We start from the raw sequence: 15,448 nt of genomic DNA on the forward strand, positions 1-15,448 counted from the left end.
CAATTTAGTTTCCGGTCTGGATCACGTTCGACGGTGGGAAAATGATGCTCATTGTCACGCCGGGCAGGCTGTCATGCATGCGCGACGGCATGATGTCGAGCCGCGCGTGATGCAGCGCCAGAATGGCCGACACCAGACTGAGGCCAAGCCCGCTGCCGGGAATGTGGCGACTTTTGTCCGAACGGTAGAAACGCCCCATGACGGCCTTGCGTTCCTCCGCCGGAATGCCGATGCCGGTATCGACAACCTGCAGCAGCGCACAGTCGCCGCTCATGCGGGTACGGATTTCCACCCACCCGCGTTCGGGTGTGAACTTTATGGCATTGTCCACCAGGTTGGCCAGCACCTCGATCAGCAGATCCCGGTCCCCCTGCACCTGTATCGGCCCGTCACCGGCCACGTGCGACAGGCGGATGCCCTTGGTTTCGGCAATGGGTTCATACAGGTCCACTATGTCGGTCACCAGCGTGTCAAGGTCCACCGTACCGAAGCCCGCGCGCCTGCGGCCGTTCTCGATCTCGCCAATACGCAACAGCGCGGTGATGATGGAAAAGGACTGGTCCAGATCATCTATGGTACGGGAAATGACATTGCGCAGCGCGGCCGCCGAATGATCGGCGTTCAGTGCGCGGTCAAGGCGGGCACGTACGCGCGCCAGGGGCGTGCGCAGGTCATGGGCGATGTCGTTGCCCACGTCGCGTATTTCATCCAGCAGCTGCTCCAGCCGGTCCAGCATGCGGTTGACGCTGCCCGCAAGGCGCTGGAGGTCATCATCCTGCTTTCCCGCCGGCAGGCGTTCATGCAGGTCACCTTCCATGATCCGGTCGATGGCCTCATGCATATCCTTTACGCGTGACAGGGCGCGGTGGCTGAGGATGATGCCCGTAACCAGCGCAAACAGGACGGTCGGCACGATCGAAACCAGCATGGAATGCCGCATCATCAGCCGCAGCTCGGTGCGCATGTGCCGGCTTCGCCCCAGCACCAGGTACCGTCCCCCCGGCACGCTGACCGCCACCATGCGCAGCACCGTGGCGGAACCGCCGCCCATCGCCTCCGGCCCGATGACATGCACATGCCCGTCCGCCACCAGTCCTGTGGGCCAGCTGTGCAGGTCGCCCACGATGTAATGCTGCTGCGTATCAAACAGCGTCGTGACGTTCATGATGATGCGCAGGTCATCGGTGGCGCGGTCACGCACCTGCTGTTCCAGTTCGGCGGGGGTTTCGCGCTGCAGGATACCGGCCTCGCGCAGCAGCAGCATGTCCGAACGCCGGGCCTCGAACACGCTGGCCTGGCTGTAGCCGAAAAAGAACTGCAACGCCGCCGAACCGATCATTGCCGCCACCACCGCCAGCGTCAGGCGGAAGGTGGCGGTACGGAACAGTTCGTTACGAATCACGCAGCATGAACCCCGCGCCGCGGATGCTCTGGATCAGGGGCGGCCTGCCGCTTTCATCGATCTTGCGGCGCAGCTTGCCGATATGCACGTCAACCAGGTTGGTCTGGGGAATGAAGCGGTAATTCCACACATCCTCCAGCAGCATATTGCGCGTCAGCACCTGTCCCGGTCGGCGCATGAGGTATTCCAGCAGCCGGAATTCACGTGGCAGCAGGTCAATAAGCACGCCATCGCGCGTGACGGTGCGCTCGATCAGGTCCATTTCCAGCGGACCGACACGCAGCATGGTACGGCGCGACGTATCGGGCCTGCGCAGCAGCGCCTCCACCCGCGCGGCCAGTTCCTCCATCGCGAAGGGCTTGGTCAGGTAATCATCGCCCCCCGCCTTCAGCCCGCTGACCCTGTCATCCACCGCGGACAGGGCGGACAGCACCAGCACCGGCACATGGACCTTGCGCTCACGCAGGGTCTCGATCAGCGTCAGGCCATCCAGTTCGGGCAGCATGCGGTCCACGATCATGACATCGAAATGCGCGTTCAGCCCCATGGACAGGCCGGCAGCGCCTGACTCCTCATGCTGGACATTAAACTGGCGGCTTTCGAGTTCCTCCGCCACTTCCTGCGCGATCTTGCTGTCATCCTCCACCAGCAGGACACGCGGCGCGGCCCCGCCCGTGGGGGGAACGGGCACGGTTTCGGGACGGTGGGTTTCGGACGGAACGCTCATGATTCCTCTTTATGCAGCGCGGGCCGGAACACGGCCAATTAAAATCGTTTTCAGCTACGCCCCATACCTCCGGCCCCTTCCCGCGACCATGCGGGCGTCATGTCCGTCTGCGCGCCGCCGCCATCATCCGTGGCGGGCGGTGGGGGAAAGCCGTCATCCCCGGCAGGTGCGGTGTGGGTATCCACATCCAGTTCACGCAGCCTGCGGGTGACAAGGCCCGTACGCCTGCGGGCTTCATCAATGGAGGATGACATGGCGGATGCATTGCGGGCCAGTTTTTCCAGCACCCCATCCATGCGCAGCATTTCCTGGCGCGTGGCCCCCAGCAGGCGCGCGATGTCATCAGTGCGCCGTTCCAGCGCAAGCGTGACGTAACCAAGGTGAATGGTCCGCAGCATGGCGGGCATCAACCCCGGCCCCATCACGATAACGCGATAGGTCCGGCCGATTTCGTCCAGCAGGCCGGGAATCCGCGCAACCTCGGCATACAGCCCGTCGGTGGGCAGGTACAGGACGGCGAATTCAACCGTGACAGGCGGCACGATATATTTGGTCGCGATCTTGCGGGCCTCGATACGCAGGGTGGTTTCCAGCGCGCGACGCGCGGCGCGTTCGGCATCGGGGTTGCAATCCTCAACCGCCTGCAGAAGGCGCTCGTAGGCTTCGGTCGGGAATTTGGAATCAATGGCCAGCACCGGCGGCACGGTGGCGCGTACCGGCATGCGCACGGCGAATTCCACGACCTCGCGGCTGTCATCACGCAGGCGGCGGTTGGTTTCGTACGCCCCTTCGGGCAGCACGTCATCCAGAATGCTGCGCAACTGGGATTCACCCCACCCGCCCCGTGTCTTGACGTTGGAAAACAGGCGCTTGAGATCGCCCACCTGCGCGGTCATGGCCGAAACCTCGCCCATGGCCTTCTGCATGGCGGCAATCTGTTCCAGCACACGCTGGAAGGATGTCTGCATCTGCTTTTCAACAGCCTGATGCAGGCGTTCATTCACGGCGGCGCGCAGTTCATCACTCTGCCGCCTGCCCTCCTCCGCCATTTCGCGCAGGGATTCGGACTGCGTCACCCGCATGTCCGCAAGGTCGCGGCCCATCATGCGGGCAATGCGGTTGAAGGTTTCGGTCATTTCCTGGTGCCGCTGGTCCAGCCGCGTTGACAGCGCGCGTTCAATATCCGCCATGCGGGCGCGCTGGGCCTCGTTTTCAGCCACGCGGGCCGCGGTCTCACGCTCCATCATCACGCACAGCCGCGCCAGCTGGTCCGCTTCCCCCTGCCCTGCCATAAGCGAAAGACGGCGCAGCACGATCAGGGACACCAGGCACGATACGGCGGCAAACACCACCCCGAGCCACAAAAGCGCAGATCCGGACATATCGGACATGGTGGATGATTTCCCATCAGACAGAACAAAACATGTCCGTGCCCTGTAACGCCGGGGATGTAAAGCCATCATGTTTTTTTGGAATATCTGGCAACCGTGATATGCAGCAACCGTAACATTCCGCCTTTCACCTGATTTTCAGGTTCGCATGGCGCCAAAACCCACTAGCGTGCCCCGGCATGCCTTCACCCCGCCCGTTCGCGGTGCCGGAAACCGAACCGTTCTTGAGGACCCATCCACCATGCCCGAGGAAACGCCGACCTGCCCGCAAGCCCGACCGGCGCGGCGCGGATCCCTGTTTCGCAGCCTGTATGCACAGGTTGTCATCGCGGTCGTGGCGGGCATCGTGCTGGGCTATGCCTGCCCGCACGCGGCCGTGACGCTGAAGCCGCTGGGTGACGGGTTCATCCGGCTGGTCAAGATGGTGATCCCGCCGGTCATCTTCCTGACGGTGGTAACGGGTGTCGCCAGCCTGTCCGACCTAGGACAGGCGGGGCGGCTGGCGGGCAAGGCGATGGTGTATTTCCTCACCTTTTCCTCGCTGGCGCTGGTGGTGGGCATGGTCATGGCCAACATCGTACAGCCGGGCGCGCATATCCACGCTGACCCCGCGACGCTGGATACCCATGCGGTGGCCGCCTATACCGCGCGTGCGCAGGCCCATTCGTTCAGTGACTTCCTGCTCAACATCATTCCCGACACGGTAGTCAGCGCCTTTGTGTCCGGTGACATCCTGCAGGTGCTGCTGATCGCCATCCTGTTCAGCATCAGCCTGTCGCACATGGGGGCGAAGGGACAGGCCATCCTGACGCTGCTCAAGCAGCTGACGCAACTGGTGTTCGGGGTGGTGCGGCTGGTCATGTATGCAGCCCCCATCGGCGCGCTGGGGGCCATGGCGTTCACCATCGGGCGGTTTGGCATCGGGTCCGTGCTGCACCTCGCCTTCCTGGTGGCGACGTTCTATGCCACGTCCGCGCTGTTCGTGGTGGTGGTGCTGGGGGCGGTCGCGCGGTGGAACGGCTTCCGCATCCTGCCGCTGCTGGCCTACCTGCGTGAGGAACTGCTGATCGTGCTGGGCACCAGTTCGTCTGAATCGGCGTTGCCCAGCCTCATGACCCGGATGGAAAACGCCGGCTGCGCACCCTCTGTCGTGGGACTGGTGGTGCCGATGGGCTATTCCTTCAACCTTGACGGCACCAACATCTACATGTCGCTGTCGGCGCTGTTCATCGCGCAGGCGACGGACGTGCATCTGGGGCTGGGGCAGCAGATCAGCCTGCTGCTGGTCGCCATGATCAGTTCCAAGGGTGCAGCGGGGGTCACGGGGGCGGGCTTCGTCACCCTTGCCGCGACGCTGGCGGTGGTGCCTGACGTACCGGTGGCGGGCATGGGGCTGATCCTGGGCATTGACCGTTTCATGTCGGAATGCCGGTCGCTGACCAATATTATCGGCAACGCGGTAGCCACCATCGTGCTGGCCCGGTGGGAAGGCGCGCTGGATACCGACCGTCTGGCTGCCGCCCTGTCGGGCCGCATCAGCGATGAAGATGCTGACACCCCCATCATCGCCGGCACGACCGCCCTGCCCGACCGCCCGTCCCGCTAGGTCACGCGCGGCATACGCCTTTCCTTTCCCTGACGCTCCTTTCGCATCCATAGGTTGCCCATCATGCCTGTTTTCACGATCCAGACCGGCGCGCTGACCACCGCGCAGAGAATACGAAGCATTATTGCGGGTTCATCCGGAAATCTGATCGAATATTACGATTGGTACGTCTATGCGGCATTTTCCATGTATTTTGCCCATGACTTCTTTCCCAAGGGCAACCAGACGACAGAACTCCTGCGCAGTGCGGCGGTGTTCGCCATCGGTTTCCTCATGCGGCCGGTGGGCGGGTGGCTCATGGGGCTTATGGCGGACCGGCACGGGCGACGCGCGGCGCTGAGCGTTTCCATCGTTGCCATGTGCGCCGGCTCGCTGGCTATTGCCGCCTGCCCGACATATGACCGCATTGGCCTTGCGGCGCCCTGCGTCCTGCTGCTGGCACGCCTGCTGCAGGGGCTGAGCCTGGGGGGCGAATACGGGGCCAGCGCCACGTACCTGTCAGAAATCGCACCACCCGCGCAACGCGGGTTTTATGCCAGTTTCCAGTATGTCACGCTGGTCATGGGCCAGCTTCTGGCACTTGTGGTGCTGCTGATCCTGCAGTTCGTCCTGCTTACACCCGCGCAGCTTGGGGCATGGGGCTGGCGCGTTCCATTCTGTATCGGCGCGCTGCTGGCGCTGTCCATCCTGTGGTTCCGGCGCGGCATGGCCGAAAGCGAACAGTTCAATGCAGCCAGCCATGACCCCGCTGCCCATGGCGGCCTGCGCGTACTGCTGCGCCACCCGCGCGAGGTACTGGGCGTATGCGGCCTGACGCTGGGGGGCACGGTCGCGTTCTATACGTTCACCATCTACATGCAGAAATATCTGGTCAACACGTCCGGGCTGAGCAGGGAGCAGTCCACGCTGGTGTCCACCGCGTCGCTGGTCGTGTTCGCCATGGTCCAGCCGGCCTTTGGCGCACTGTCGGACCGGGTGGGCCGCAGGCGGCTGCTGCTGTCCTTTGGTGTTATCGGCTGTCTTGCGACCGTCCCGCTCATGCAGGCGCTGTCCTGCGTGCAGTCCCCACTGGCGGCGTTTGGCCTGGTGACGGCGGCCCTGATCGGGATTTCGGGCTATACGTCCATCAACGCGGTGGTCAAGGCGGAACTGTTTCCCACCCGTATCCGTGCGCTGGGGGTGGCGCTGCCCTATGCGCTGACCGTCTCGATCTTTGGTGGCACGGCGGAATACGTGGCCCTGTGGTTCAAGCAGATCGGGCATGAAGGGCTGTTTTACTGGTACGTGACCGGATGCATCGCCTGTTCGCTGCTGACCGTGCTGTTCGTGCTGCCCGGTCATGACCGCATCACGCAGGAACGCTAAAAAACAAAAATTTGGAGTGCCGCCTTTTTTCAAAAAGGCGGTGTTCTTTCAAAGCTTTTAAAAAAAACTTCACCCAGAACTTCCCGCTGTTTTACGGGCGGGCCCGCACCCTCAGTGAATATGCATGAGGTTGCGCAGGAAACCGGGGAGCAGCATGGCGTACGGGTTCACGTGCACCGCCGGGTTATCCATCGGCCCCGTGACCTGATACGTGGCGGACACGACGCCACCATTCTTTTCAGGGCTGAACAGCCAGCCCAGCAGCCCCGGCAGGTGCCCCGGCGCCGCGTTCACGGCAAAGGCGGGGATGATGGTGCCATCGAGGTTGAGTGTCTTCTTCTCGAGGTTCACGTCACCTGACACCGTGGCCCCGAGGGAGGCATTGCTGACCAGCCCGTCGGCAATATGGATATTGCCTTCATCCAGCGTGACGGGCGCATCCAGTTGTTCGACCTGAAAGCTGGGCGCATGCGGCGCACGCAGCCAGCCATAGATCGAGGCATTGTTGGCCATGCGCACGACTGCCGGCACGTTGCGCAGCACGAACGGCCCCATATGCACCTTGCCCGAGAAGGGGGCAGTCGCGACACTGTCGTCAAAGCTGCCGGTAATGTCGGTCACGCCGCCCTGCATTTCATCGGTCACCTTCATGTCCTGCAGCAGCGTGCCAAGGCTGGCCACATGCACGTCCAGCACACGCGTATTACCCTGCGGGGTCAGGTGTGCCTCGGCGGCGACCGGTCCTTCCACCGTCATGACGCCGCGCGTCAGGCGCACGCCATTGGTTTCCAGATGGCTATGCACATTCGTCAGCGTATCTTTCGGGCTGTAATACAGGGTGCGGGCATCCACATTCAGATCCCACCTGCGCCCCGGCGGCCCCTTGACGCGGCCACTGGCCATTTCGGGAACATGATAACCACTGCTGCCCTGCTGGCTGGCCACCTTGGCGGATGCGGTATCATCCCTGGCGGTCTGGAATGAAACCAGCGGCGACAGGTCCAGCACTCTTGCCGCCACATTCACCCCGATCGGGTCACTGTCACGCACCGGCAGCGTCACCGATGCATTGCCCATGGACCGGCCGACATGGAACCCGCGCAGGATCAGGCGGCGCGCGACGCCGGATGCGGTTTCGGCATGGCCATCGATCAGCAGGTCAGGCCCGACGGCACGGATGTTTTCGATGCTGGAAATCTGGCCATGGTCAAGATCCAGTTCGACGGAGGCATTCGCCTCCTGCCCCACCTTCTTGGACCAGATGGGGATGGCCAGCGCCGCACGGTCAAGGTCAAGGTCGATATCCACCTGCGCCCTGCCGCCCACGTAACGGTCGTAATCCACATCCAGCTGGGCGCTGCCGGAAAAATGCTCGCCCATCTCGAAACCGGCACGCCGCACCCCTTCCGGCGTGACATGTCCCTGCAGGCTGGCGCTTTCCACCGCATGGACCATCGGCCCGCTGCGGAAATCCATGGTATAGATCACGCTTGAGGGAATCCCCGCCAGCACCCCGGTCCCCTGCAGCAGCAGGCCGTTGATCGTGGCGTCGATCCCAAGGTTGCCATTATCCAGCGGCCGCCCCACCACCACATTGCCCAGATGGACCCGCCCCAGATCGGTATGGCTGCGCAGGTCGATCTGGTCCAGCCGCACATGCGCATCCAGCGGCAGCGCGATATGCAGCGACACATTGGCCCGCCCTTCGGGGTGGGTGAAGGACATGGGATGGCGCGACAGCACATTCAGCCGCGGTTCGGCCAGCAGCGCCAGCACATCGCGCGCATTCCCCAGCAGGGTGACGTTGATGTCCCCCAGCTGCACCTTTTCATTCAGGCCCGTAATGCGCATGGAACCCGGCCCGACCTCGATCCGGCCTGTCCCGGTGGCGTCCACATGGCGGTTCGCAAGGTCCACCAGCTGATAGGCATGGCCGAAGCGGATCATGATTTCATCCGGGCCATCGAATGTCAGGTGGGCATCCATGTCATGCATGGGCGGGATGGGACGCAGCCAGTGCAGTTCCATATGGTCGGCGTCAATCGTCCCCCCCAGCGAGACGAGGTCCAGCCCGTCCCAGCCCCTGTGGCTGGACAGCCCCATATTCACCTGCAGTTCCTGCACGTGTCCTTCAGGAATGTTCTGCGTCACCCACCGACGCGCCCCCTTCATGGCGCGGGGGGGCCAGAAATCGCCCAGCGTCGCAAAATCCAGGGACCGCGCACGCGCCGCGACATTCAGCGCCACCGCCTTCGGATGCAGCAGGGATGCCGATTTCAGGTCCGCCGTAGCATCCAGCGTGGGACCGCTGCCATCATCGGTCGCATGGCCCGGCGCGCGCAGGTGCAGTTCCAGCCGCTTCAGCATGACATGCAGCGGACCATCAAACGGTGCATTGCCCGGCCCCGGCCCCAGCGCGCCCACCAGGTCGGCCTCCCCTTCACCCACAAGGAACTGCCCGGCCTTGCGTGTCGTGACCTTCCCGTTGCCCGCGTTCAGGTGCAGCGTGAAATCACGCGGCATGAGGAAAGGCATATCCCGCCCGCCATTACGGAAGGCGACCTGCAGTTGCCCCCCCACCGGCAGGCCCAGCGGTTCGACCTCCTTCTGTCCCGGCGCAAAGGCTGCGGGGCTGATCGGGTCAAGCTGCAGGGTCCAGTTCACCTGCCCCGGCCCGACGCGATCGCCCGTGCCATGCACCACCAGCCGTTCGCCATTGCCCTCCAGCCCGAGGCGGACATCACCCGTAATGCCCTTCTGCCCGGACTCCGTCACGACCTTCAGCCGCGCATCGGCTTCACCCAGCCGCCATGTGCGCCCGGTCATGCGATCGGCAAAATTGACATGGGTATCGGATATGACCGCCTGCCGCAGCGCCGTCAGGTCCACGGGGGCCGGTTCTTCGGGTTTGGTCGAGGGGTATGGCGTGTCAGGCCCAAGGTCGAGACCGAATTTGCCCTGGCTGTTACGCGCAAGTTTCAGCCGCCCATGTGAGGCGGAGAGTTCAAGTATCCGCACGCTGCCATGAAACAGCGCCGGACTGTCCAGTGTCAGCCGCCCCCGGCGCAGGGTATCGGCAACCTGCCCGTCACGGCGCTGGATCCGCACATCCTCCACCCATATGACCAGAGGCGCGCGCAGGCCTTCATGCACGGCGTTCCACCCCATACGCACATGCCCGGCGGACAGGGAGCCGATGATGTCCTGATGCCGCAGGCCATGGGCAACCGGCAGCGGCATGAGCAGGCTGACCACCGGCGTTACATCCAGCGGCCCGGCGGACAGCCGCACCGTCAGCCCCAGCAGCAGCACGGCAGGAAGTGTAATGCACAGCAGCACCAGCCAGATCACCACGCGCCCGGCCGCCATCACCGCGCGGCGCACGCGGCCGGGACTGGACACCGGGTCCGGGGCGGGAGAGGGTTGACCTGCTTCCGTCATGCCGCCCACGCTATGCCATCACGCAAGGCCGCGTGACTTTTCAGCCCCTTACCGGACCGTTCGCCATGGACCAGCCTGCCTTCCCCCCCCTCGCGCCGCATCCATCGTGGCATGGCTGCACATGGCCCCACGCGGCCGATACGCGCGCGGCCCGTATCCTGCGTGAAAACCTGACGGATGCCTGCGCGCGCGCAGGGCTGCCCGACATTGCGGCGATACCCGGACTGGGGCCACTGCTGGATGCCATCGGGGGAAACAGCCCCTACCTGTCCGATCTGGCGCTGCGCGACACGATGGCCTTTGCCGACCTGCTGAGCGATGGGGCGGATACGTGCGTGCGGCGCATCCTGTCGGATCTGGAGGCCCTGCCGCCCGAAACCGCCCGCGCGGAGGTCATGGCTGCATTGCGCGTTGCCAAACGGCAGGCGGCGCTGGCCATTGCGCTGGCCGATATCGGCGGCGCATGGACGCTGGAGCAGGTCACCCTCGCGCTGAGCCAGCTGGCCGAGAATGCACTGGGCGCCGCGGTCAGACATCTGCTGCTGCATGCACATGACACCGGGCGGCTGCGCCTGCGTAACCCCGAAACCCCGTGCCGGGGCAGCGGCTTCGTGGTTCTGGCAATGGGGAAGCTGGGCGCGCGGGAACTGAACTACTCCTCGGACATAGACCTGATCATCCTGTATGACCCGGACCGTCACCCCGGCAATGGGGAACTGCGGCATACCTTTGTGCGCATGACTAGCGATCTTGTCACGCTTATGGAAGCGCGTGATGCAAATGGTTACGTTTTCCGCATGGACCTGCGGCTGCGCCCGGACCCGTCCGCCACCCCTGCCGCCGTGTCCTTTCCCGCCGCCATCCAGTATTACGAAAGCATGGGCCGGACATGGGAACGCGCGGCAATGACAAAGGCGCGGCCCGTCGCGGGAGACATTACGGCGGGGCGCCGTTTTCTCAAAAGCATTCATCCGTTCGTATGGCGCCGCCATCTGGATTTCGCGGTAATTGACGATCTGCACGACATGAAAGCACGGATCGACCGCCACCGTAACGCGGGACATGCCAACCTGGGCAGCCTGCCGCCCGAATTCATCCGCGATCCGGACGCGGCCACGGGCTGGCTGCTGGGACAGAACGTCAAGCTGGGACAGGGCGGCATACGGGAAGTGGAATTCGTGGCCCAGGCGCTGCAGCTGGTATGGGGCGGCAGGCGGCCCGAACTGCGTGACCCCACCACGCTGGGCGCATTGCGCAGGCTGCGCCGCGCGGGTCTGCTGGAACGTGAGCAGTCCGCAATACTGGCCCGCAATTACCGCATGCTGCGACAGGCCGAACACCGGCTGCAGATGCGCATGGACCACCAGACCCATACCCTGCCGGACACACGTGACGGATTCGCGCGCTTTGCGACGTTCATGATGGCATCGGGTGCGGGGGACCTGGCCTGTGGCATACTGTCGGTCATGCAGCGTTCGCGCCGCACCTTCGATCTGCAGTTTGCCGAAAATGACGCGCAGGACATCACCATCGCCCCTGAAGATGCCGATGCCGCCGACCGGCTGCTCGAGCACGGTTTTCCCGCAGCCGACATAAGCGACGCCCTGGTCATCCTGAACCGGTGGGAGGGCAACCGCCTGCGCGCGCTGCGCTCGGACCGGGCGCGCAAGCTGCTGCGTCGGCTGCTGCCCGCCATCATGACGGAAATAGGCAAGCGCCGGCAGCCGCTGACCGTGCTGCGACGGTTTGACGCGCTGCTGGAACGCCAGTGGGCGGGGGTGCAGTTCCTGTCGCTTCTGGAACGCAATCCCGCGCTGATCCACCGCATCGTCACGGTGCTGGACTGCGCGCCATTCCTGGCGGACCATCTGGCGCAGACGCCCTCCGCGCTGGACGGGTTGCTGGACATGGATGGCGGCCCCGGCGCGCTGGGCACTGCCACGGCGCTGGTGCGGCGGCATATTGCAGGTGCGCAGTCGGCCGAACAGGTGCTGCCGGTACTGCGCGGCCTTGTCTGTGGCGAGGAATTCCGCCTGTCGGTCGCACGCCTTGAACACCGCATGAGCGAGGAACGCGCCGCCCGTGCGCGCACGGCCATGGCGGAAACGGTGATACGGGGCCTGTTGCGCGTGGTCAGCGCCGAACACAGGCGCCGCCATGGCACGGTGCCCGGCGGGTCCATGTCGGTGGTCGCATTGGGCAAGGCCGGATCGTGTGAAATGATGCCGGGATCGGACCTTGACCTCATGCTGGTGTTCGATCACCCCACCGATGCGGGGGAAAGCGTCGTCCCCGCCACAACACCTGCCGATGGCCTGCCCCCTCGCCCGCTGGCGGCCGGCACGTATTATGTCCGGCTGGCGCATGCCTTTGTCGCGGCACTGACCGCGCCGGGGCGCGAGGGACCACTGTACGAGGTGGACATGCGGCTGCGTCCGTCGGGGTCCAAGGGGCCGGTTGCCGTCTCGCTGTCCGCCTTCCGCCGCTATCACGCGGAATCCGCATGGACCTGGGAACGCATGGCCCTGACGCGCGCACGCGTCGTCGCGGGACCGCCGCGGCTGAATGGCGAACTGCGCGCGGCCATTGCCACGGCACTGGGCCACGGCGCCCGCACCGCGCAGGAACGCGACCAGATCATCCATGACGTGCGCCACATGCGCGAACGCCTTGCCCGTGAACGCCCCGCCACCAGCCTGTGGGACATCAAGCGCCGTCGCGGCGGACTTATGGATGTGGAATTCGTGGCCCAGGGGCTGCAACTGCTGACAACTGATCCCACCAACCGCCGCCAATCCACCCGCCTGGCCCTGCTGCGGCTGGCGCAGGGGGGGGAAATCGCCCCGGCCGATGCACGCCTGCTGCGGCGCGCCGACCTGTTCTGGCGGGCGCTGCAGGGGCTGATCCGCATCATTTGCGGCAGTGAGATACCCGATACCATTCCCGCCGCCAGCCTTGAAATCCTGACGGGTGAATTCCGGGTGGCGGACGCGGACAGGCTGCTTGCGCGCATGGACCGCATGGCTGCTGACGTACGCGAAGTATTCGACCGGCTGTTTCCGCCCACCACGGACACATAAGCGCGCGGCGCGCATGGCGACGGTTCCCGAACGGGACAGGGCGGTGCATGATCGCCCCCATTCCACGACTGCATGCATCCCCCCGATGGGGGCGGCGCATGCAGCCAGATCAGCGAGGCAGGTCATGAGCGACACGACACCCCCCTTTCCCGAACCCGGCAGCGCCGTTCCCGATTTCAGCATGCCCGCAAGCCACGGCCGCGCGGTCAGCCTGCATGCACTGCAGGGACATCCGTTCGTCCTGTATTTCTATCCCAAGGCCAATACCTCGGGCTGCACGAAGGAAGCATGTGAATTCCAGGCCGCATTGGCGGACCTGCATAAAGACGGCGTAACCGTCATCGGGGTTTCACGCGATGACATGCCCGCGATCGAAAAATTCGTAGCCGACCATGGCCTGACCTTCCCGCTTGCGTCCGACAGTGACGGCACGGTGACCGAGGCCTATGGCGTATGGGTGGAAAAATCCATGTACGGTCGCAAATACATGGGCATTGAACGCGCGACCTTCCTGGTCGATGCCACCGGGCACCTGGTCCAGGCATGGCGCAAGGTCAAGGTCACGAACCACGTCGCCGCCGTGCGCAAGGCCATTGCGACCCTGACGCTACAGGCGGCTACCGGCGGCTAGATCAGTAATACGGCCGACCCGGCCCGCCATAGGGGCCATAGACCACCACGGGCGGCGGCGGAGGCGGCGGTGCATAATAGGCCATGGGCGGCGCCGGGCGGTAATACATCGGCGGCGGCGGAGGGGGCGGCGGCCCGTAGGCATCAACCATGGCGCCCGCCACGGCACCGCCGACAAGGCCGCCAACCAGCCCGCCGACAAACGCATCGCCACCACCACGCCCGTGGGCCTGTGCCTGCGGGGCGGCGACCGCAAGCCCTGCAAGAATCAGAAGCCCTGCTGCGATACGTCCTGTCTTCTTCATCAACCTGTTCCCGTTACTGGTCCTGATCTGGCGGGATGAAGCCTCCCGCCGGGGTCATGTAAACAGCACCGTGATGGCGATTTACGGGCAGATCCTGCCCTTTTCGTGCCATAAAGCGTACCGCGCCGGTCCCCGGTTCAGGGATGGGCCGCGTGCAGTTCCTTCAGCCCCGACGGGACGGCAAACACGCTTTCATCCTGTGGCGTGCGCGTAACCGATGATGCTTCGACCATCACCTTGCCATCACGGATGACCTCCATCATCACGCCGTCATCGGTGTAGCAGATCTCGCTTGAACGCTGGTCGGTGTCCTGCGTCTGCCACAGGGCACAGGGTATTCCCGCAACCTTTGACACACCCGTGCGCAGCCATGTGCCCTGCGCGCGCTGGCCCATCTGCACATTGGCGGCACCCGGCGCCGGGATGACCGTCTTTATCTTCTGGCCCGGGTTCACCACCGTCAGGGTCCCGGCATGATAGTCGGTAATCATGTAGGTGCTGGTATTGGCCGGGTCCACGCGCTGCATCATGCGGCTGGCGGACCAGCGCATGCGCTGGCTCATGACCTCGCTCGTGTCATGGGGGGGATAGATGGTGTAGGTCACATCCACATCGACCTGCGGGGTGACATAGGGGCTCTGGGGATCGGGATCGGCGGCGGAGGCATGGCCTGCGCCTGCCATTCCCGCCACCAGCAGACAGGCCGCCACTACCGTCCGGCGGCCGCCATGCGCATATCGTGTCACTTCCTGTAATCCTTGAAAAATTCGTACTGGGTCAAACGGCATCAGCCGCCCTTCCTGTCAGCATCCTTGCGGGCAGGCGGCGTGCCGGGCGGTGGCGGCGGATCGATCTTGCGGTATCCCTCCGGCGGCTGGAACATGCTGTCGGGAATGGGGCCGTACACCACCTTCGTCGCCTCCAGCCTGCCCTTCAGTCCGTCGCCATCCACGCCGATTTCCTGCAGCACCACGCCATCATCGGTCACGCAGGCCGTGGCACTGCCCTGATCCGTCGTGACGTCCCACTGCGTGCAGGCCACGCCAGCCACGGTGGAACCACCCTTGCGCACGAAGGTCATGGACAGGTCGAGCAGGAAGGGATTGCGGATGCCATAACGGGCATCAAGCTGGCTGTACACCTTCTGCGGGTTGATGATGATCGTGACCTGGCGGCTCATGCGGTTGAGGATCGTCTCCCCCATGCCCTGTGGGCTGTCGATTCGCATCAGGCCACCGTTATAGGCGAACCATGTGCGCACGGCCTTGGGTTCGGGCACGCCGTCGGGCTGCACGTTATAGTCCACCTGCACGTCCCGGGTGGGGGTCAGCGGGGGATGAATGCTGCCCGGGTCCTCCGCCCGCGCGGGGGAAATGTCATGGCCGGACGCAATTCCCATGGCCACCGCCGTCATGCCCAGCCGCAGCGCACCCGCCCTTGTCCACTGCCATCGCGGGCGGGCCGTTCCATGCTTCATCATGTTTCCCCTTGCTCATCTGCC

General features: G+C 64.6%; 11 protein-coding genes. 4 read left to right on the top strand and 7 right to left on the bottom strand.

The annotated features are described in order from the left end of the window. Positions 1–4 precede the first annotated feature (4 nt). From CFR80_RS06985 to CFR80_RS06995, 3 genes are read right to left on the bottom strand one after another with little or no spacing between them, the layout of a single operon-like run. The gene (locus tag CFR80_RS06985) at positions 5–1,402 is read right to left on the bottom strand and encodes a sensor histidine kinase (RefSeq protein WP_010513098.1); all 1,398 of its coding nucleotides are present in this window, start codon (positions 1,400–1,402) and stop codon (positions 5–7) included. Beyond that, the gene (locus tag CFR80_RS06990; RefSeq protein ID WP_010513099.1) at positions 1,392–2,129 is read right to left on the bottom strand and encodes a response regulator transcription factor; all 738 of its coding nucleotides are present in this window, start codon (positions 2,127–2,129) and stop codon (positions 1,392–1,394) included. Before CFR80_RS06990 ends, CFR80_RS06985 begins: the two co-directional genes overlap by 11 nt. Before the next feature lie 50 nt (positions 2,130–2,179). Further along, entirely contained in the window at positions 2,180–3,520 is a 1,341-nt protein-coding gene (locus CFR80_RS06995; RefSeq protein ID WP_010513101.1) for a DNA recombination protein RmuC, read from the bottom strand. 241 nt (positions 3,521–3,761) lie between these two features. Between CFR80_RS06995 and CFR80_RS07000 the strand changes: the two genes are divergently transcribed. Next, positions 3,762–5,126, top strand: coding sequence for a dicarboxylate/amino acid:cation symporter (locus tag CFR80_RS07000; protein WP_010513102.1), 1,365 nt, complete (start codon positions 3,762–3,764; stop codon positions 5,124–5,126). 63 nt (positions 5,127–5,189) lie between these two features. After that, positions 5,190–6,491 (top strand): MFS transporter, encoded by a 1,302-nt coding sequence (locus CFR80_RS07005; RefSeq protein ID WP_181418175.1) that lies wholly within the window; start codon positions 5,190–5,192, stop codon positions 6,489–6,491. A gap of 111 nt (positions 6,492–6,602) precedes the next feature. Here the strand turns inward: CFR80_RS07005 and CFR80_RS07010 are convergent, their stop codons facing one another. Beyond that, a complete protein-coding gene (locus CFR80_RS07010; RefSeq protein WP_010513104.1) occupies positions 6,603–9,932 on the bottom strand; it encodes an AsmA-like C-terminal region-containing protein in 3,330 nt (1,109 codons plus the stop codon). Positions 9,933–9,997: 65 nt separating this feature from the next. On the opposite strand from CFR80_RS07010, the gene CFR80_RS07015 reads away from it, so the two are divergent. Further along, positions 9,998–13,012: a bifunctional [glutamine synthetase] adenylyltransferase/[glutamine synthetase]-adenylyl-L-tyrosine phosphorylase gene (locus CFR80_RS07015; protein ID WP_010513105.1), complete on the top strand. Its 3,015-nt coding sequence runs from the start codon at positions 9,998–10,000 to the stop codon at positions 13,010–13,012. 124 nt (positions 13,013–13,136) lie between these two features. Continuing rightward, positions 13,137–13,643: a peroxiredoxin gene (locus CFR80_RS07020; RefSeq protein ID WP_042658743.1), complete on the top strand. Its 507-nt coding sequence runs from the start codon at positions 13,137–13,139 to the stop codon at positions 13,641–13,643. Between the two features lies 1 nt (position 13,644). Here the strand turns inward: CFR80_RS07020 and CFR80_RS07025 are convergent, their stop codons facing one another. From CFR80_RS07025 to CFR80_RS07035, 3 genes are all read right to left on the bottom strand, one after another. Next, entirely contained in the window at positions 13,645–13,947 is a 303-nt protein-coding gene (locus tag CFR80_RS07025) for a hypothetical protein (protein WP_048856420.1), read from the bottom strand. Between the two features lie 137 nt (positions 13,948–14,084). After that, positions 14,085–14,693, bottom strand: a complete 609-nt coding sequence (locus CFR80_RS07030) for a DUF4412 domain-containing protein (protein ID WP_029329239.1) — start codon at positions 14,691–14,693, stop codon at positions 14,085–14,087. A 41-nt stretch (positions 14,694–14,734) separates the two neighbouring features. Then, entirely contained in the window at positions 14,735–15,427 is a 693-nt protein-coding gene (locus CFR80_RS07035; protein ID WP_010513109.1) for a hypothetical protein, read from the bottom strand. Positions 15,428–15,448 lie beyond the last annotated feature (21 nt).

This window comes from Komagataeibacter oboediens, assembly GCF_003207815.1.
In the GTDB taxonomy this organism is placed as follows: domain Bacteria; phylum Pseudomonadota; class Alphaproteobacteria; order Acetobacterales; family Acetobacteraceae; genus Komagataeibacter; species Komagataeibacter oboediens.

What these genes read in the sequence shown, in the direction of transcription:
- CFR80_RS07015 (WP_010513105.1), top strand. Translation starts at nt 9,998, where the DNA reads ATGGACCAGCCTGCCTTCCCCCCCCTCGCGCCGCATCCATCGTGGCAT.
- CFR80_RS07000 (WP_010513102.1), top strand. Translation starts at nt 3,762, where the DNA reads ATGCCCGAGGAAACGCCGACCTGCCCGCAAGCCCGACCGGCGCGGCGC.
- CFR80_RS07035 (WP_010513109.1), bottom strand. Translation starts at nt 15,427, where the DNA reads ATGATGAAGCATGGAACGGCCCGCCCGCGATGGCAGTGGACAAGGGCG.
- CFR80_RS07020 (WP_042658743.1), top strand. Translation starts at nt 13,137, where the DNA reads ATGAGCGACACGACACCCCCCTTTCCCGAACCCGGCAGCGCCGTTCCC.
- CFR80_RS07010 (WP_010513104.1), bottom strand. Translation starts at nt 9,932, where the DNA reads ATGACGGAAGCAGGTCAACCCTCTCCCGCCCCGGACCCGGTGTCCAGT.
- CFR80_RS06995 (WP_010513101.1), bottom strand. Translation starts at nt 3,520, where the DNA reads ATGTCCGATATGTCCGGATCTGCGCTTTTGTGGCTCGGGGTGGTGTTT.
- CFR80_RS06990 (WP_010513099.1), bottom strand. Translation starts at nt 2,129, where the DNA reads ATGAGCGTTCCGTCCGAAACCCACCGTCCCGAAACCGTGCCCGTTCCC.
- CFR80_RS07025 (WP_048856420.1), bottom strand. Translation starts at nt 13,947, where the DNA reads ATGAAGAAGACAGGACGTATCGCAGCAGGGCTTCTGATTCTTGCAGGG.
- CFR80_RS07005 (WP_181418175.1), top strand. Translation starts at nt 5,190, where the DNA reads ATGCCTGTTTTCACGATCCAGACCGGCGCGCTGACCACCGCGCAGAGA.